Annotated in this window: 14 protein-coding genes; 8 read left to right on the top strand and 6 right to left on the bottom strand. The window is 61.2% G+C overall.

Annotated features, from left to right (window positions below):
* Window positions 1-260 precede the first annotated feature (260 nt).
* Both AWB79_RS20490 and AWB79_RS20485 read right to left on the bottom strand, forming a co-directional pair.
* Window positions 261-1,664 carry a sodium:solute symporter family protein gene (locus AWB79_RS20490; protein WP_061169276.1) on the bottom strand — a complete coding sequence of 468 codons (1,404 nt, stop codon included), beginning with the start codon at window positions 1,662-1,664 and terminating at the stop codon, window positions 261-263.
* A 331-nt stretch (window positions 1,665-1,995) separates the two neighbouring features.
* Window positions 1,996-2,673, bottom strand: a complete 678-nt coding sequence (locus AWB79_RS20485; protein WP_061169275.1) for a FadR/GntR family transcriptional regulator — start codon at window positions 2,671-2,673, stop codon at window positions 1,996-1,998.
* A gap of 124 nt (window positions 2,674-2,797) precedes the next feature.
* Here AWB79_RS20485 and AWB79_RS20480 point away from each other — a divergent pair, with 124 nt between their 5' ends.
* From AWB79_RS20480 to AWB79_RS20455, 6 genes are all read left to right on the top strand, one after another.
* Entirely contained in the window at window positions 2,798-3,997 is a 1,200-nt protein-coding gene (locus AWB79_RS20480) for a mandelate racemase/muconate lactonizing enzyme family protein (RefSeq protein WP_061169274.1), read from the top strand.
* Window positions 3,998-4,054: 57 nt separating this feature from the next.
* Window positions 4,055-4,774, top strand: coding sequence for a ribonuclease activity regulator RraA (locus tag AWB79_RS20475; protein ID WP_061169273.1), 720 nt, complete (start codon window positions 4,055-4,057; stop codon window positions 4,772-4,774).
* A 35-nt stretch (window positions 4,775-4,809) separates the two neighbouring features.
* The gene (locus tag AWB79_RS20470) at window positions 4,810-6,201 is read left to right on the top strand and encodes an MFS transporter (protein ID WP_096031578.1); all 1,392 of its coding nucleotides are present in this window, start codon (window positions 4,810-4,812) and stop codon (window positions 6,199-6,201) included.
* Window positions 6,198-7,145: a 2-hydroxyacid dehydrogenase gene (locus AWB79_RS20465; protein WP_082862400.1), complete on the top strand. Its 948-nt coding sequence runs from the start codon at window positions 6,198-6,200 to the stop codon at window positions 7,143-7,145. The genes AWB79_RS20470 and AWB79_RS20465 overlap by 4 nt, the downstream gene beginning before the upstream one ends.
* An 81-nt stretch (window positions 7,146-7,226) precedes the next feature.
* On the top strand, window positions 7,227-8,417 hold the full coding sequence (locus tag AWB79_RS20460) for a porin (protein WP_061169271.1): 1,191 nt from the start codon (window positions 7,227-7,229) through the stop codon (window positions 8,415-8,417).
* Between the two features lie 24 nt (window positions 8,418-8,441).
* Window positions 8,442-9,776: an MFS transporter gene (locus AWB79_RS20455; RefSeq protein WP_061169270.1), complete on the top strand. Its 1,335-nt coding sequence runs from the start codon at window positions 8,442-8,444 to the stop codon at window positions 9,774-9,776.
* On the opposite strand, the gene AWB79_RS20450 is transcribed toward AWB79_RS20455, so the two are convergent.
* The 4 genes from AWB79_RS20450 to AWB79_RS20435 all read right to left on the bottom strand — a co-directional run bounded on the left by AWB79_RS20450 (window position 9,761) and on the right by AWB79_RS20435 (window position 14,620).
* Window positions 9,761-10,339, bottom strand: a complete 579-nt coding sequence (locus tag AWB79_RS20450) for a substrate-binding domain-containing protein (RefSeq protein ID WP_082862399.1) — start codon at window positions 10,337-10,339, stop codon at window positions 9,761-9,763. The two genes, AWB79_RS20455 and AWB79_RS20450, sit on opposite strands and share 16 nt — an antisense overlap.
* 446 nt (window positions 10,340-10,785) lie before the next feature.
* Window positions 10,786-11,958 carry a sugar diacid recognition domain-containing protein gene (locus AWB79_RS20445; protein ID WP_061169268.1) on the bottom strand — a complete coding sequence of 391 codons (1,173 nt, stop codon included), beginning with the start codon at window positions 11,956-11,958 and terminating at the stop codon, window positions 10,786-10,788.
* A gap of 28 nt (window positions 11,959-11,986) precedes the next feature.
* The gene (pyk, locus tag AWB79_RS20440) at window positions 11,987-13,435 is read right to left on the bottom strand and encodes a pyruvate kinase (protein ID WP_061169267.1); all 1,449 of its coding nucleotides are present in this window, start codon (window positions 13,433-13,435) and stop codon (window positions 11,987-11,989) included.
* Between the two features lie 42 nt (window positions 13,436-13,477).
* A complete protein-coding gene (locus AWB79_RS20435; RefSeq protein ID WP_061169266.1) occupies window positions 13,478-14,620 on the bottom strand; it encodes a glycerate kinase in 1,143 nt (380 codons plus the stop codon).
* A gap of 754 nt (window positions 14,621-15,374) precedes the next feature.
* On the opposite strand from AWB79_RS20435, the gene AWB79_RS20425 reads away from it, so the two are divergent.
* Both AWB79_RS20425 and AWB79_RS20420 read left to right on the top strand, forming a co-directional pair.
* Window positions 15,375-16,976: a Re/Si-specific NAD(P)(+) transhydrogenase subunit alpha gene (locus AWB79_RS20425; protein ID WP_061169264.1), complete on the top strand. Its 1,602-nt coding sequence runs from the start codon at window positions 15,375-15,377 to the stop codon at window positions 16,974-16,976.
* Window positions 16,977-16,989: 13 nt separating this feature from the next.
* Window positions 16,990-17,337 (top strand): NAD(P)(+) transhydrogenase (Re/Si-specific) subunit beta (locus AWB79_RS20420; protein ID WP_232470950.1); only part of this gene is annotated, 348 nt, incomplete at its 3' end.

Genomic DNA, 17,337 nt, shown 5'->3' with positions numbered 1-17,337 from the left:
GCGAATCTGCGAATTGGCTGAGCAGAGCTAACTCCAGGGGCATGTCTTTGCGGAAATGGGTGGCGGATTTCTGCATCGACTCGACGTCGTGCAGTGTCTTACTTCTGCCGCGAGCAGACTCGCGGTCTCATCGAAACCTCTCGCTCGCCGCCGTCTTAAGCTGCTGGATAGCGTTGCGACGGTTCATATGATTGACAATAACAGAATCGCCTCAAAGCACGAGGCGAAGGCAAAGTGTCGTGAATATCGACGGCGCGACATCAGAGGAGTGACTGAGTGGGGGGGCGGCGTCGTTGTCCAATCTGGCGGTGCAGATGACTGACCGTCATGGTGACCAGCGGACTCACAAACGCAAAGTACGAACTGTCGATTCCAAACGGGTTTCCGGCGACGAACCAGGCAGTGGTCGACACGGTCGACAGAACGATACCCGCCAACGCACCGCGCGATGTACCGAACTTTGGCGCGTAAAAGCACAGTACGATCAGCACCGCGAGTGTTCCCCGAAGCGCCTTTCCGAGAAAGGCAATCAAGAGGATCTTGCTGGCAAACAGCGCAAGGATGAGCGGAAGGATGCCCATGACAATCGTGGCGATCCGAATGAATCTGAGCGAGCGCTTTTCATCGACTGTGCCGGCCCGGCGAAGCTCGTAGAAGTCTCGCAGCAGCAACGTGCTCGATGCAACAGTGGCCGCGGAGATTCCGCCAAAAAGCGCTCCGGCCAGACCGATCACGACAATGCTGGCCGCGAACGCCGGCATATGCGCGATGACGGCGGGAAACGCGTCGATCGAACGGATCCCGGGATACAGATGCGCGCTGCATAGCCCGATGAGCGCGACACCGATGCCGAACGGAACCAGCATGGCGGAAGCGTAGTAGCAGGCGCGCTTGGCGGCTCGCGCATCGGCAACCGTGACGACGCCCTGGATCACATACTGTGAAGCGAACATCGCACCGCTGCCCGCAAGAACCCAGGCAATGATTTTGGATATCCCCACATCCATCACGTCGAACATATGCGCAGGCAACGCGACCTGTAGCCGGGAGTAGCCGCCAGAGGCGGAAAGCGCGAACGCAAGCGCGAGCACGACACCGACATACTTCAATATGGCGTTCAGCGTATTGGTGTAGACCACGGATCGAAATCCGCCGATGGTGACGAAAAAGATGGCCACCGCACCTACGATCAACGTCGCGGTCACGTGCCCCAGTCCCAGAATGGCCCCGAGCAGCGCGCCGCCTGCTGCGTAGAGCGCCACCGTGACGATGCTCAACGAGAATATGGTCATGACCGAAGCGCCGTATCGGACACTGCGGCCGTAGTTTTGTTCGAGAATCGCCGAGATGGTGTGCAGCCCGGTGCTGCGGTAGCGCTCAACGAGCGTCCAGCCGAGCAGCAGGAATCCAATCGCCAGCGCGATCACCACCCATGCCGCCGTCAGTCCTCGTTCGAATCCTGTCTGCGCAGTTCCAACGGTGATCGACGTGCCTATCGACTCGGACACCAGAAGAGCGGCGATCACCTTAGGCGAGAAGTGCTTCCCACCCGTGACGAAGGCCTTGCTATTCGCAGCATGACGGCGCACGAAGTACCCGGTACATGCAATGAGCACGAAGTACCCTGCGCACACACTGATCAGAATCACGGCTCGATTTAGCACGTCACGTCTCCCAATTTTTTCTGTCGATTTAAAACAGGCGGCCTCTTGAGCGCTGCCTCTCAAGGGACAAGGCAGGCAAAGGCTCGCAACTGAGCGGCGTCCGGTCAACAAATGGAGCATTCTGTATTACAGGTTCTTCCCGTCGGGATGCTCACGGAAAGGTCCGGGAAATTCAGACGGCAGCAGGCAAGCGCGCCGTCCTAAAAGGCCGTGAGGCAATTGCGGTCAGCCGGGAAGCACGGGCGTGGTGGGCCGCCGCACTGGGGAAAGTACTAGGCGTGACGTCGAAGCATCCGGGCGAAGCGGACGTGTGCGCTCAAATGCGGAGCGGCTACTCGCCGAACAAGCGGGAAATGCCGCTTCTGATGTGCGCGACCATTGCTTGCCGCGCCTCTTCGGGATCGCGTTTCGTGATGGCTTTGTCGATCAATAGATGCTCTTTGCGGATATCGCGCACACGTCTCAGTTGCGGTTGCACCGAGAATTCGCGGATTACGCGCGTCGCCATACGGCGATGATCGCGGATCGCCGCCATCGTCATCAGGTAGAACTTGTTGCCGCTGGCTTTGGCTACGGCTTCGTGAAACGCGATGTCTTCCTCAATGCTTTCCGTGCCGCGATTGATCGCCACTTCGAGAAGGCGCCGGCGCGTGCTGACTTCCTCTCTCAGGGCCTCGTCATTGCTGAGCGCGGCCCATGCAGCGCATTCGCCCTCGATCACGCAGCGGAACTCTAGAAAAGCGCGGACTTCTTCCACGCTTTGAATGGATCCGAACGGCGCACTGCGCAAGTGCGGCTGCCCGACGTAGTTTCCCGCGCCCTTGCGCGAGACCACCCAGCCTTCCGACCTGAGCCTCGCCAAGGCCTGACGGACCACCGGCCGCGATACGCCGAGCATTTCCGCCATAGGGTTTTCACCAGGCAGTTTGTCGTCCGGCATCAGGCGGCTTCGATCGATGAAAGCCAGGATGCCTTGATAGGCGGCGTCCGTGAGGGGAGAGACGGTCATAAACGAGAACCTCTTGGAAGAACGCGCTCATCTTAACCCTGTAATACAGGTGCGTCGATTCTTTGACGATCCTTCCGTGCGCTGAGAGCATGGCGACACTTCATCAACAGCCTTCAACATCGCCATGTCCAGAATCACGAAGCTGCGCACGATACGTATCGCCGAACGGCCGAATCTAATCTGGGTCGAAGTGGAAACCGACGAAGGACTGATGGGCCTCGGCGAAACCTTCCGTGGCGCGCAAGCGGTGGAAGCCGTCATTCACGAACAGATCGCGCCGCAAATTCTCGGCAGTGACGCGCGTCAGGTCGAAGCGATTTCGCGGCAACTGCACACGCCGTACGTCGGCTTCCAGGGTGCAAGCGCTGAAATTCGTGCGGCGAGCGCCATCGACCTCGCGTTGTGGGACATCAAAGGCAAGCGTCACGGCATTCCCGTGCATGAAGCAATGGGCGGTGCAAATCGCCTTGAAATTCAGGCTTACAACACGTGTGCGGGCTATTCGTATAACAGCAACAACGTAGCGCGTCGCGTGATCGGCCAACAAGATGCGCCGCAAGGCCCCTACGACGATCAGCTTGCGTTCAACACGGACGCAGGCCGTCTTGCTACCAGTCTGATCGAAGAAGGTTATCGCGCGATGAAAATCTGGCCGTTCGATGTTTTCGCGGCTGCGACGGGCGGACAAAACATCTCGCTCGTTGATCTCAAGCGCGGTCTCGAACCGTTCAGGAAGATTCGTGAGGCGGTGGGCGACAACATCGAAGTCATGTGCGAGTTGCATAGCCTCTGGGGTGCATTGCCGGCGGAACGCATCTGCCGCGCGCTGGAAGACTACGGCGTCTTCTGGGTCGAAGACCCGATCAACAAAATGCACGATGTCGAAGCGCTCGCCGATCTGCGTTCACGCGTGCGTGTGCCGATCTGCGGCAGCGAGACATTGTCGGGCACCACGCAGTTTCGTGAGCTGATGGCGGCGAACGCGGTCGATGTCGTCATGCTCGATCTCGCGTGGTGCGGAGGTCTGACCGAAGCACGCAAGATCGCGGCGATCGCGGAATCGCACCGGCGCGCGTTGGCGCCGCACGACTGCACCGGGCCGATCACGTTAATGGCCGGACTCCATCTCGCGCTGCACGCATCGACGGCAATCTATCAGGAAGTCGTGCGCGCCACGCTGTCGACCTGGTATCGCGATCTCGTGACCGAGCTTCCCGTGATCGAGCGCGGCATGGTCAAGGCGCCGGTGCTTCCGGGCCTCGGTACGGCGCTTCGATCGGAAGTGAAACTCCGCGCCGATGCCACGCTGCGCGAATCAGCGTAACCGGGTCGATCGGCCGCGAATCGACCCACTCCCTATTTCATGAACGAGGCTATCTCCATGTCGACTCTTACACCCGCATTGCGCCAGCAACTCGAAAAGATCAGCACCGCCACGCTCGCGACCGCGCTCTACAAGCGTGGCTTGCGTCAGCAAGTGATTCAGGGCGTCACGCCGCTCGCGCGCCTGAGCAAGAGCATGGTCGGCGAGGCGTTCACGCTTCGCTATATCCCGGCACGCGAGGATCGAAACGGAATTGAGGTGTTTCGAAATCCGGAACATCCGCAGCGCAAGGCCGTCGAAATCTGCCCGGCGGGCGCGGTGCTCGTGATGGACAGCCGTAACGATCCGCGCGCGGCATCAGCGGGCGGCATTCTCGTCACGCGGCTGATGCAGCGTGGTGTGGCGGGTGTCGTGACCGATGGCGGCTTCCGCGACTCCGACGATATCTCGCGCATCGATATGCCGGCTTTTCACACGCGGCCTTCCGCGCCGACGAACCTGACCTTGCATGAAGCGCTCGATATCAACGTGCCTGTCGGTTGCGGCGGCGCGGCGGTGTTTCCCGGCGATATCGTCGTGGGCGACAACGACGGCGTGATCGTCATTCCGGCGCATCTCGTCGAGGAAGTCACGGCGGAAGCCACGGATATGACCGCCTTCGAAGACTTCGTGATGGAACGGGTCAACGCGGGCGAAACGATCATCGGCCTGTATCCGGCGACCAGGCCGGAAACACTCGACAAGTTCGCAACCTGGCGCAGCCAGAACGGCCGCTAAACCCGCGCCGATCATAAGCGACGAAGGAGACATCGATGAACCGAAGAGGCGCAGCGTCCATTCAGGATGGCCGGCCGACCAGAATCCGCTACTGGATTCTGAGCGTGCTGTTCATCGTGACGGCGCTGAATTATGCGGATCGCGCGACGCTGTCGATTGCGGGTCCGGCTGTATCCAAAGCATTCGACATCGGACCGATCGGCCTCGGGTATCTGTTCTCGGCTTTCGGATGGAGCTATGTGCTCGGCCAGATACCGGCGGGGTGGCTGCTCGACCGCTTTGGCTCCAAGCTGATCTACGGATTGAGCCTGCTGTCGTGGTCGATGTTCACGATGCTGCAAGCGAGCATCGGCATGTTTCATCCGGCCAATGCCTTCGTCGCGCTCTTCGTGATTCGCTTCTTCCTCGGCCTGGTGGAATCCGCCGCCTGTCCGGCCAACAACCGGATTGTCGCGGCGTGGTTTCCGTCGGCGGAACGCGGTGCGGCGACATCCATCTTCAATTCGGCGCAGTACGTGGCTGTGGCGTTCTTCGGTCCGTTGATGGGACTCGTCGCTGCTCACTGGGGCTGGCAGTACATTTTCGTCAGTATGGGCGTACTGGGCGTATTGATCGCGCTCGTATGGCCAAAGGTGATTTACGACCCGAAGAAGGATCCGCGCATCAACCGCGGCGAATTCGACTTCATTACTGAAGGCGGTGCGCTGACCGATCTCGACAGCGTGAAGCCGACAGCCGCGCAAAGACCCGGTTTTCGCATGTTGAAGAAGGTCTTGAGCAATCGTATATTCGTCGCCGCCTATATCGGGCAATACGCGATTGCGGCGCTGACCTACTTCTTCATCACCTGGTTTCCGATGTATCTGATGCACGAACGCGGGATGCCGGTGGCGAAAGTGGGCTTCGTCGCAGCCATACCCGCGATCTGCGGCTTTCTGGGCGGTCTTGCGTGCGGCTTCGTCTCGGATGCATTTCTGAAGCACGGAAAGTCGATCTCGTTCGCAAGAAAGACGCCGTTCATCACCGGCATGTTGCTCGCCGCGACAATGGTCGGCTGCAACTTCGCGACCAAGGAATGGCAAATCGTCGCAATCATGGCGCTCGCGTTTTTCGGCAAAGGACTTGCGGCGATTGGCTGGGCCGTGATCTCGGATACCGCGCCGAAGCAGATCACGGGGCTCGCGGGCGGCGTGTTCAATGCCATCGGGAATATCGGTGGAATCGTCACGCCGATCGTCAGCGGTTACATCATCGCGAAGACGGGCTCTTATGCGGGGGTGCTGGTGTTCGTCGCCGCGCATGCGCTCGTGTCGGCTGCAGCGTATGCATTTTTGATGGGACCGACCCGCCGGCTCGACCTTGGCGTCGAGGTTCAGCAATCGCACGCGACAGAACGTCTGTCGTCCAATGAAAGGGGAACCGCTTGAAAGTTCTGGCACTGAGACAACACAGCCCGCACGCGGCGCTACTGGGTGAATTGCTGGGTTCGGAGTTCGATGTTCAGGGCATCGTGAACGTGACGCCCGAGGCGCTGAATGCCGATGTGCTGGTCACGACGCATCTCTCGTCGGAGGAAGCTTCGGCGACGACGGCGAGGCTGGTGCATGTGCCCGGCGCTGGCTACGAAGGCATTGCGTGGCGCAGCCTGCCGGACGGGTGCGTGGGCGCGAATGTCTTCTGTCATGAAGTGCCGATCGCCGAGTACGTGTTGCACGCGGCACTGGCGCATGTCTTCGCGCAACACAAGCCGTTGCCGCTGACGGAGACGACGTGGCCACGAGCCTATCTGCAGCGTGAATTTCGCGACGAGCTGTATGGCCGCCGCATGACGATCGTGGGCACCGGGCATATCGGACAGGAAGTGGCGAAGCGCGCTCAGGCGTTCGGCATCGCGACGACAGGTATCAACCGGCGCGGCGGCGCGGCGCCTTATTTCAATGTGACAGCACCGATCGGACGCATCGACGCGTTTCTTGCGGATGCGGATATTCTGGTGCTGTGCTGCCCGCTCGACGATACGACCCGGCATCTGTTCGATCGTGAGCGGCTTGCCCGCTTGCCGTCGACCTGCCTGTTCATCAACGTGGCGCGGGGTGAAGTCGTCGAGGAAGAGGCCTTGTATGAAGCACTGCGCGACCGGCGCATCGGCGCGGCGGTGCTCGATGTCTGGTATCAGTACCCGAAGACCGTGGACGACGCGCTTGCACCTTCGCGCTTTCCGTTCGTCGGACTTTCCAACGTAGCCACGACACCCCACATTTCTGGCTGGAGCCGGGGATTGCTGGATCGCCGTTATCGCGCGATTGCGGATAACATCCGGCGCCTCAAGGAAGGCCTCACGCTCGAAAACACCATCTGGCCTGATAGGTAAGCGGGTAAGCCAGCTCACGTCTGCATCGGATGCGCAGACGTGAATATATTTAGGATAACGATATACGCACATGGAGACAGAATGACCACGAATGGCCCACGCCGGATATTGATCGCCGTTGCACTCGCGTCCTGCGTGAGCGCAGCCCAGGCCCAGAGCAGTGTGACGCTTTACGGGATCATCGATGAAGGTCTGAACTTCACCACCAACGCAAACGGTCAGCATCAATATGCCTTACAAAGCGGCGTGACGAATGGCAGCCGTTGGGGTTTGCGTGGCACCGAAGACCTTGGCGGCGGCCTGAAAGCGATCTTTGTGCTGGAGAGCGGCTTCGACATCAACAACGGCAAACTGGGACAGGGCGGGCTGCTCTTCGGGCGGCAGGCCTATGTGGGACTCGGCAATCCGTACGGCACCGTCACCCTCGGCCGGCAATACGATCCCAATGCCGATCTCGTCGGACCGTTTGCAGCGTCCAATCAATGGGCGGGCAACATCGGCGCGCACCCGGCCGACGTGGACAACCTGAACAACGCGAACCGGACCAACAACTCCATCAAGTTCAAGAGCGCGACGTTCAAGGGCGTCTCCCTCGAGGCGGCTTATAGCCTCGGCGGCGTGGCGGGGGATCCGACGCGCAACCAGATATGGTCAGTCGCGGCAGCTTATTCGAATGGTCCCGCAGCGCTTGCCGTAGGCTACCTGAATGTCCGCAATCCCAATCTCAGCTTCTTCGGTAATGCGACCACAGGCACGCCATCGGCGACGACGGCCAACACCAACTATCCGATCTTCAGCGGCTTCCTGTCGGCGCACACCTATCAGGCGGCAAGCGCGGGCGGTTCCTATGCGTTCGGACCCGCGACCGCGGGCGTGACGTATTCGAACATCGCGTTCAACGGGCTGGGCGATACATCGTCGGGTCCCAATCCCAATGGCTACAGGGGCGATGTTCACTTCAATAACGTCGAAGGCAATTTTCGTATCTTCGCCACGCCGTACTTGCTGATCGGCGTGGCATACGACTATACGAAAGGAAGCTCGGTGAGCGGAGCCGCGGGCGTGAACGACGGCGCCACGTACCATCAGGCAATGGCCGGCGTCGACTATTTCCTCTCCAAGCGCACTGACGTCTATCTGCTCGGTATCTATCAGAAGGCGTCAGGCACGGATTCGCGGAATCGCACGGCTGTGGCGAGCATCACCAATCAATCGCCGTCGGACAATGATCGGCAGGCCGTGGTACGCGTCGGTTTGCGCCACCGCTTCTGATGCAACGAGACTTGGGATACGGGAATGAACGATAACGCCGTGACGCATATCGACACGACATCACGCAGCCGGGTTCGCTTTCTCGTGCTTGCGATGCTGTTCACCATAACGGCGCTCAACTATGGAGATCGGGCGACGCTGTCCATCACCGGCACTGCGCTCAAAGCCGACTTCGGTATTGGCCCGGTCGAGATGGGCTATCTGTTCTCCGCGTTTGCGTGGGCCTATACGCTCTCGCAATTGCCGAGCGGGTGGTTGCTTGACCGGTTCGGCGCGCGCCGCGTCTATGCGGGCAGCATCCTGCTCTGGTCGATTTTTACGCTGCTGCAAAGCTTCGCCGGCATCGTGGGCGCAGTGGGGAGCGCCGTGTCCCTGTTGTTCCTTTTGCGATTCTGCATGGGCGCAGCGGAAGCGCCGGCCTTTCCCGCCAACGCGAAGGTCGTATCCGCATGGTTTCCCGCCAGCGAGCGGGGCATGGCGTCCGCGGTCTTCAACTCATCGCAGTATTTTTCGGCGGTCGTGTTCACGCCGATGATGGCATGGGTCACGCACGCGTTCGGCTGGCGCTACGTGTACCTGACAATGGGTGCTGCGGGGATCGTCATCGCCATCGCATGGCTCAAGGTCATGCGCGATCCGGCGCACCATCCAGCGGTCAATCGTGCGGAACTGGATCACATCAGACAGGGCGACGCGGGCGCGAAAGCTGCAAAACAAGGGCCGGTATTGCGTGCGTGGCCGCTCGCCAAGCAACTGCTTTCCAGCCGCATGCTGCTCGGCGTCTATCTGGCGCAGTTCTGCATCAGCGTGCTGACGTACTTTTTCCTGACGTGGTTTCCGGTGTATCTGGTCCAGGCGCGGGGCATGACCATCTTGCAGGCGGGCTTTCTGGCCTCCGTGCCCGCTATCTGCGGGTTCGTCGGCGGCATGTTGGGCGGTGTGTTCTCCGATGGCCTGATCCAACGCGGAAAACCCCTGAGCTTTGCGCGCAAGCTGCCGATCGTGCTCGGCATGCTGTTGTCGATGTCCATCATCGGCTGCAATTATGTGTCGGAGGACTGGCTCGTGATGGTGCTGATGTCGGTGGCGTTCTTCGGCAAGGGACTGGGCGCACTCGGTTGGGCAGTCGTCGCCGATACATCGCCGAAGGAAGCCGTCGGCCTGTGCGGTTCGATCTTCAATCTGTTCGGCAATCTCGCCGGCATCGTGACGCCGATCGTCATCGGCTATGTGGTGGCGAACACCGGATCGTTTGCCGGCGCACTGTTCTTTGTCGGCGCTAACGCGTTGATCACCGTGTTCAGCTACCTCGTGATCGTTGGGAAGATCGAACGTGTGACGCTTCAGGTCTTCAGGTAAGCCTCCCGCCTCAGATTCTCAGAACCGTAGAGTCTGAACTCCGTCACGCCTTTGGGCGGTGCGTATTCGAGCACGTCGCAGGCATGCAGCATATGTTGCAAGGCGGAGATCGCCTGTCCATCGGGATCTTGGTCGATGACCAGATCGAGCGTGCCTTTCTCGAGGTAATCCTTGTGGTCATCCGACATTTCGTGCGTGACCCAGACCACTTTGTCCGCCACACCCGCGCGAGCCAGCGCGGCCTCGATCCCCGACGAACCTGCGCCGCTGTTGTAAATGGCGACGATATCGTCATGCTCCGCGAATGCCCTAGTCAGCGCGCGGAAACAGCGGTCGGGATCGTCATCGGTTTCGACATCGAACGGATCGCAGAAGAGCGACGCACCCGCTTTGGCAATCACATCGCGGCAGCCGCGCGTTCGGTCGACATGCGAACGGTAAGCAAGCGTACAGTACAAAATCAGCTTGAAGAACTGACTTGTGTCGGATAAAGAGTTTTCGAGCGAGGGAGCGTCGCGGGCGAGGTTGGCCGCGCGGCACCTCGGATTTCTCTCACGAACCATTGTTTTACATAAATAGCATTAGCTTGCACGAAATTAGGATTGCTTCTTAATGGTGACGCCGGCAGATTGTGAAAGGCAAGTCGCTGCTGCTGCGTAAGAATTATAGACAGCTGGCTCAAATAGGCCGGTGTTGTCCGGAATCGCTGCTGCACCCACTGTATGCGGAGCGATCATGCAGACCGGCATCACCGACGGTTGCGGTGGTTCGTCAATGGATCGACACGCCACCATGCGGGCAACCTGATCGAGTACTGCCATCTCGACGCACTGGGCGAACCTCCGCGGGTCGATCTGCTCCACCTACAACTGAAGACGGCACGGCCCATCTGCTACTTGTGGCGGCAAGTCCGGCACATGCACTGACGCTTCGGACGCCACGAATCGGCGCGATGTTGAATGCCCCGATGTTGAATGCCCGTTACCCGAACCGCATGCGCCGCCGGATCTCACTCACCCATCCGTTGAAGCGCGATATACACCATCACGAAGTCGTCGACCCGGGACAAGTCCAGTCCCGTTGCCTCCTTGATCTTCTTCAGGCGATAGTCCAGCGTGTTTCGATGGATTCCGAGTGCTTCGGCTGTCGGCTTCGGTTGGGCGCCCTGCTCAAACCAGATCTTTAGGGTGTGGAGCAGAAGCGGGCCATCGCGCTCCGTGGCAAGGAGCAACTCAAGCGGACGCGAAAATTCGGCGGTCCGCCAGGTCTCCGTCAATCCGCAGAGCAGGACCGCCAGCCTGTGGTCGTAATAGGAAAAGTAATACTCGTCAGGCGAGCGTGCGCGGGCGGTGCCGATCCGCAAGGTCTCGACCGCCGAGGTCCACGATTGCCGCAGACCCTCATAACCGGGTAGCGCAATGCCAAGCGCAAGGCCGAAAGATGTCTTGCAGATGCCGCGTATCTTGAGTCGCACATCCGCCAGCAGTCTTCGGGCGCTTTCTTCGGTTCGACCTGGGCCGGAGGGGGCGGCAACGACTGACCCGAATATCGCCAGATCGGTCATCGAAACGCGGGTGCCGATGAGGTGCGGGCACTCCCGGGAAATGCTGTCGCGGATGCGGTCGAGTTCGGTCAATGTCGTGCCCGGTTCGAACTGACCGGGATCGAACCGGCATATCAACGCGCTTCGTGTGAGTTCGAGGTCGATGCCGATGCGCGCGGCCCACGCGGCGACTTCGACTGAAGAGAGGGGCGAACTTCCAAGAATTGCCTGACGAACGAACTCTTCCTTATGATGTTCCTCGCGCTGCAGTTCGAGCGTCAACTCGTCACGCTCGAGGATGAGTTGAGCCATGCTCTGGAGCAACTTGCCGAACTGACGCACCTCGGCGGGCATGCCTGTCAGCCCGATCACGCCCACGAGCCTTTCGCGGACGAACAGCGGCAAGTTGACGCCCGGACGCGTGTTCGGAATTCGCTCCGCCGCATCCTGATCGATTTCGACTTCGCAGGCGCTGCCCAGAACCATTTGCGCGCCCCGATGAAACGAACCGACGCGCGACGGGTCCGTGCTTGCGACCACCGAGCCTTTCGCGTCCATGACGTTGACGTCGAAGGGCAACACCTTCGTTGCCTGTTCGACAATCTGCGCCGCCAGTCTGGAGTCGATTCGTCCGTTCATCCCTGGGAGGATAGCAGCGGAACGCGGCTCAAACGGTCATAGCATGCCGTTGCGCCGAAAGCCGCTCGATCTCCGCCGGAAAAATGATGCGGAGATTGTTCGTGGAACCGGCGAGGCCGAACGGTGTACCGGACGCCACGACAATGGCCTTGTCCGACGCGCTCAGGCAGTTGGCCTGAACCGCCGAGATGGCGAACGAGACGATGTCTTCCGTGGTCTCGGCCACCTCGCTCGTGCGTGCCATCACGCCCCACGCAAGGCACAGGCGCCGCGCGATCTCGATGCGAGGACCGAGGCTCAGAATGGACGCGCTGGGTCGAAGGCGCGCCACGCGTAACGGTGTGCTGCCCGACGTCGTATAGGTCACGGCGACGCCGAGCGGGACGGTGTGCGAGATGGCCTGTATCGCCACACCGATGGCGTCGGTGCCGTCGGCGAGCGGGCCCGCACTGCCGGCCTGCAGCGCGCGTCGATGCAGCGGGTCGGCCTCCGTTTTATTGATGATGCGCGACATGAACTGCACCGCTTCGAGCGGGTATTGCCCGGAAGCGGATTCGGCGGAAAGCATGACGGCATCGACGCCGTCGTAGACGGCCGTGGCCACATCGGACGCTTCCGCGCGCGTCGGCGTGCTCGCGACCGTCATCGATTCCAGCATCTGCGTGGCGACGATCACCGGCTTGCCCGTTCCCCGGGCCAGTTGAACCAGACGTTTCTGCACGGCCGGGACGTCTTCGGGCGGCATCTCGACGCCCAGGTCCCCGCGCGCGACCATCAAGCCATCGGACGCGCCCAGAATCTCTTCGATGTTGTCGAGCGCTTGCGGCTTCTCGATCTTCGAGATGATCGCCGCCCGGTCGCCGATGAGCGCGCGCGCTTCGAGGACGTCGTCGGCGCATTGCACGAACGACAGCGCCACCCAGTCGACGCCGAGCGCAAGCCCGAAGGCGAGGTCCGCCTTGTCTTTCTCGGACAACGCCGGAATGCTGAGGCGCGCTTCGGGCACGCTCACCCCTTTGCGGTCCGAAATGCATCCATCCGTTTCCACGTTGGTGACGATCTGTTCGCTGTTCGCGCTGACCACGCGGAATTGCATCTTGCCGTCGTCCACCAGCAGGCGGTCGCCAGCCGATACCGCGGCGAAAATTTCCGGATGAGGCAGGTAGACGCGCGTGTCGTTACCCGGCTCCTCGTTCCGGTCGAAGACGAATTGATGTCCACGGCGTAGCACCGGTGCGCGCTCGGCGAACTTGCCGACCCGCAGCTTCGGCCCCTGCAGGTCGATGAGAATGCCGATCGGCCTTCCGAGCCGCGCTTCCACATTGCGAATCAGCGCATGCCGTCGTGCATGATCTTCGTGACTGCCGTGACTGAAGTTGAGTCGGAAGACGTCAGCCCCGGCAATGGCGAGGTTTTCGATGGTCGATTCGGTCGAACTGGCCGGGCCGAGCGTGGCGACGATTTTGGTTGAACGCATGATTGGGTTCCTGAAGGAGTAGGAGAGCGGTTGGGCAACGCGCTAGCGTTTGATCGACATGCCGAGCCGAAGCACTTCCGCGACGTTGCGAGCGGTTGCACGCAGATTCGCGCCTGCTTCTTGCAGCGCGTCGCTCAAGGAGCAGGCGCGGCGGACGGATGCAAACGCTGCCTGAATGCCGATTGCAGCCAGTTCGTCCGCATTCGCGGTGACGGCGCCTCCCAGCGCAAACACTGGAACGCCCAGACGGCGTGCAATCTGCGCGACGCCGGCGGGGGCTTTTCCGCGCGATGTTTGACCATCTACGCAGCCTTCGCCTGTAATGACGAGATCCGCGCCGACGATGGCCTGTTCCAGACCGAGCGCCTGCGCGACGATGACGGAACCGGGCTTCAGATTCGCGTTGAGGAAGCCGACCATCGCGGCGCCCATGCCTCCCGCTGCGCCGGCACCGGGGAGCGACGCCACATCGACGTCGAGATCGCGGCGCATGACGTCCGCGACATGCCCTAACGCCTGTTCCAGCCCGGCGATCATGCCCTGCGTCGCCCCCTTCTGCGGGCCGAACACGGCCGACGCTCCGGTGGGTCCGCACAGCGGATTGTCGACGTCGCACGCAACATCGAACGAGCATTCGGCGATGCGTGGGTCCATGCCGCTTCGATCGATTCGTGCGAGCTTGTGCAAGCTGCCCGCGCCGCTCGACAAGTCGCGGCCGTCGCTGTCAAGAAATCGCACTCCGAGCACTTGAAGAAAGCCCACGCCGCAGTCGTTCGTCGCGCTGCCGCCAAGGCCAACGATGAAGTGACGCGCGCCTTCGTCGAGTGCAGCCAGCACGAGTTCGCCCAGTCCGCGACTGGTCGCCCGCAGCGGATCACGTTCGGCGACCGCGACGTGATGAAGACCGCAGGCAGAGGCCATTTCGAGAATCGCCACGTGTTTGTCGTTCAGTCCAAACTCGGCGCTGACCGTGCGGCCCAGCGGATCGCTCACGTTTGTCGGGATAAGACGGGCGCGCAAAGGCCCCTTCAGGGCTTCCACCGTTCCCTCGCCGCCGTCCGCAATGGGCAGGCACACGAAGCTTGCGGTGGGGAACACGTGCGCGAATTCCTCCTGAATCGACTTTGCGGCATCCGCCGCGGAAAGGCTTTCCTTGAAGGAGTCCGGTGCGATGACAATTTTCACGGGCTGGTTCGCTGATGTTGTACGCCGTCATGCTAAAGACGCAGACGTCCGCGGCCATCGTGCAAATGCACAAGTCGGGTCTCCGACATGCCGCGATTTTTCATGCAGATGCACAAAAGGCGCATCGGCCGGAGGGTGTGTGGCGCGTGGTCCACGATTCGCACGCGCGAAGTTGGCGGATCACGAAACAGTCGCGCCTCGCGAGCTGACGGTGCCGGTGCGCTTACCTTCCGGGGAATGCAACTAATTGGCAACGCCATAATCGCCATTAAAAAGCTTCGCCACCAAATACGCGGCCAGCAAGAGCTGGCAACTTTAGCGCGCTCGAAATCAGCGCGGATCGGTTTTTAAGGTCGTCAAACGGTGGGTAGACGAATTGCAATTCGCATTTTTGCTGCATCGCGCCATTCTGTTATTCATTTTCACTTTTCCCGCAAGAGCGTTTTTTCTCTGCGGGTTTTTACTTAGTTAAGCGCCGGCAGGCCCGTGCTAGCAGGGTGTTCGCCGATACGCTTACGACGCAGAAACGCCTTCCGCGAACAAACGATTGACATACACCAACGCCACCTTAGAATGGCGATTGCTGCATCGCACCACAGACTTTGTACACTGTTTTATCGTCGTTGATCAATTCCGACACCTCGAAGTACGAGCGGGCACTTCGCATATCGACATTGTTCGTGTTCCTTACTGCAACAAAAGCTGAAGCGCAGACCCGAGTTGCTTGCGACGGCCACTACCATCAATCGACAACATGACATTACTGATTGGAATTCCTCAGGAGACAGCCACCGGGGAGCGGCGTGTAGCAACCGTGCCCGAGGTGGTCGAGAAACTGATCAAGCTTGGGTTCGCGGTTGCCGTGCAAAGCGCCGCCGGAGCAGGTGCGAACTTTGGCGATGACGACTATCGCGCGGCCGGTGCCGAGGTCGTGGCTTCGGCTGCCGAACTGTGGGCTCGCAGCGATATCGTTTTCAAGGTGCGCGCCCCGAGCAGCGAGGAAGTGGCGCTCATGCGCGAGGGCGGCATGCTGATCGGCTTCGTCTGGCCGGCCCAAAACCCCGAGCTAATGCAGCAGCTGGCCGCCAAGCAGGCCACGGTGCTGGCGATTGATTCATTGCCGCGCACGCTGTCACGCGCGCAGAAGATGGACGCGCTCACCTCGATGGCTGGCATCAGCGGCTACCGCGCGGTGATCGAGGCAGCACATGCTTTCGGCCGCTTCCTGAACGGTCAGGTCACCGCCGCCGGCAAGGTCCCGCCTGCCAAGGTCTTCATTGCTGGCGCCGGCGTGGCGGGCCTGGCTGCCATCGGCACCGCAGCCAGTCTCGGCGCGATTGTGCGCGCCAACGACACACGCGCCGAAGTGGCCGACCAGGTCAAGTCCCTGGGTGGAGAATTCGTCAAGGTGGAGTACGACGAGGAAGGATCGGGCGGCGGCGGCTACGCGAAGGTCATGAGCGAGGGCTTCCAGCAAGCGCAGCGCGCGATGTACGCGCAGCAGGCCAAGGACGCGGACATCATCATCACCACCGCGCTGATTCCCGGCAAGCCTGCTCCGAAGCTCATTACGGCCGAGATGGTGCAGTCGATGAAGCCGGGCAGCGTGATCGTGGACATGGCAGCAGAGCAGGGCGGCAACTGCGAACTGACCGTGCCCGGCGAGGCGGTGGTGCGCCACGGCGTGACCATCGTCGGCTACACGGATCTCGCCTCGCGCCTGGCGCGGCAGTCGTCCACGTTGTACGGCAACAACCTGCTGCGCGTGGTCGAGGAACTGTGCAAGACCAAGGACGGCACGATCAACGTCGACTTCGACGATGACGCCATCCGTGGCCTCACGGTCATCAAGGAAGGCAACATCACCTGGCCGCCGCCGCCGATCAAGCAGCCGGCCGTCGCCCCCAAGGCTCAGACAGCCGCGCCGGCAGTGGCCGCGCCCAAAAAGAGCAACGGCCACGGCCAGAGCGAGCCGATGTCGGCGAGGTCGCTGGCCGTCGTGTTCGGCATCGGTGCACTCGCATTCCTGCTGGTGGGGTTGTTCGCGCCGGCTACGTTCCTGTCGCACTTCACGGTGTTCGTACTGGCCTGCTTCATCGGCTACATGGTGATCTGGAATGTCACGCCGTCGCTGCACACGCCGCTGATGAGCGTGACCAATGCGATCTCGTCGATCATCGCCATCGGTGCGCTGGTGCAGGTCGCACCGCCGCTGGGCGAACTGGCCACAGGCGCAGGCGGCCGGCCGTCGGGGCTGATCCTGGGCTTGGCCGTGGGCGCGTTGGCACTCACGGCCGTCAACATGTTCGGCGGCTTCGCGGTGACGCGGCGCATGCTGGCGATGTTCCGCAAATAAGGGGACGACAACAATGACTTCCAACCTGACTACCGTCTCCTATATCGGCGCGGCGATTCTCTTCATCCTGAGCCTTGGCGGACTGGCCAATCCCGAAACCGCACGCCGCGGCAACCTGCTTGGCATGATCGGCATGCTCATCGCGGTGCTGGCCACCGTACTCGGTCCGCGCGTGTCGGCCGAAGGCATTCCGTACGTTGTCGCTGCGCTGGTCGTCGGCGGCGCGGTCGGCCTGTTCGCCGCGAAGAAAGTGCAGATGACGCAGATGCCCGAACTGGTCGCGCTGAACCGCCCCGACTTTGTCGGAGACCGCCGAGTTTGGCGCTACGCCGCGCGAGCGGAGAGCACCAGATTCCGATTG

The sequence above is a fragment of the Caballeronia hypogeia genome, assembly GCF_001544875.2.
GTDB classification, from domain to species: Bacteria; Pseudomonadota; Gammaproteobacteria; order Burkholderiales; family Burkholderiaceae; genus Caballeronia; species Caballeronia hypogeia.
This window is presented reverse-complemented; position numbering and strand designations above follow the sequence as displayed.

What these genes read in the sequence shown, in the direction of transcription:
- AWB79_RS20425 (WP_061169264.1), top strand. Translation starts at nt 15,375, where the DNA reads ATGACATTACTGATTGGAATTCCTCAGGAGACAGCCACCGGGGAGCGG.
- AWB79_RS20460 (WP_061169271.1), top strand. Translation starts at nt 7,227, where the DNA reads ATGACCACGAATGGCCCACGCCGGATATTGATCGCCGTTGCACTCGCG.
- AWB79_RS20480 (WP_061169274.1), top strand. Translation starts at nt 2,798, where the DNA reads ATGTCCAGAATCACGAAGCTGCGCACGATACGTATCGCCGAACGGCCG.
- AWB79_RS20445 (WP_061169268.1), bottom strand. Translation starts at nt 11,958, where the DNA reads ATGAACGGACGAATCGACTCCAGACTGGCGGCGCAGATTGTCGAACAG.
- AWB79_RS20475 (WP_061169273.1), top strand. Translation starts at nt 4,055, where the DNA reads ATGTCGACTCTTACACCCGCATTGCGCCAGCAACTCGAAAAGATCAGC.
- AWB79_RS20470 (WP_096031578.1), top strand. Translation starts at nt 4,810, where the DNA reads ATGAACCGAAGAGGCGCAGCGTCCATTCAGGATGGCCGGCCGACCAGA.
- AWB79_RS20455 (WP_061169270.1), top strand. Translation starts at nt 8,442, where the DNA reads ATGAACGATAACGCCGTGACGCATATCGACACGACATCACGCAGCCGG.
- AWB79_RS20485 (WP_061169275.1), bottom strand. Translation starts at nt 2,673, where the DNA reads ATGACCGTCTCTCCCCTCACGGACGCCGCCTATCAAGGCATCCTGGCT.
- AWB79_RS20450 (WP_082862399.1), bottom strand. Translation starts at nt 10,339, where the DNA reads ATGGTTCGTGAGAGAAATCCGAGGTGCCGCGCGGCCAACCTCGCCCGC.
- pyk (WP_061169267.1), bottom strand. Translation starts at nt 13,435, where the DNA reads ATGCGTTCAACCAAAATCGTCGCCACGCTCGGCCCGGCCAGTTCGACC.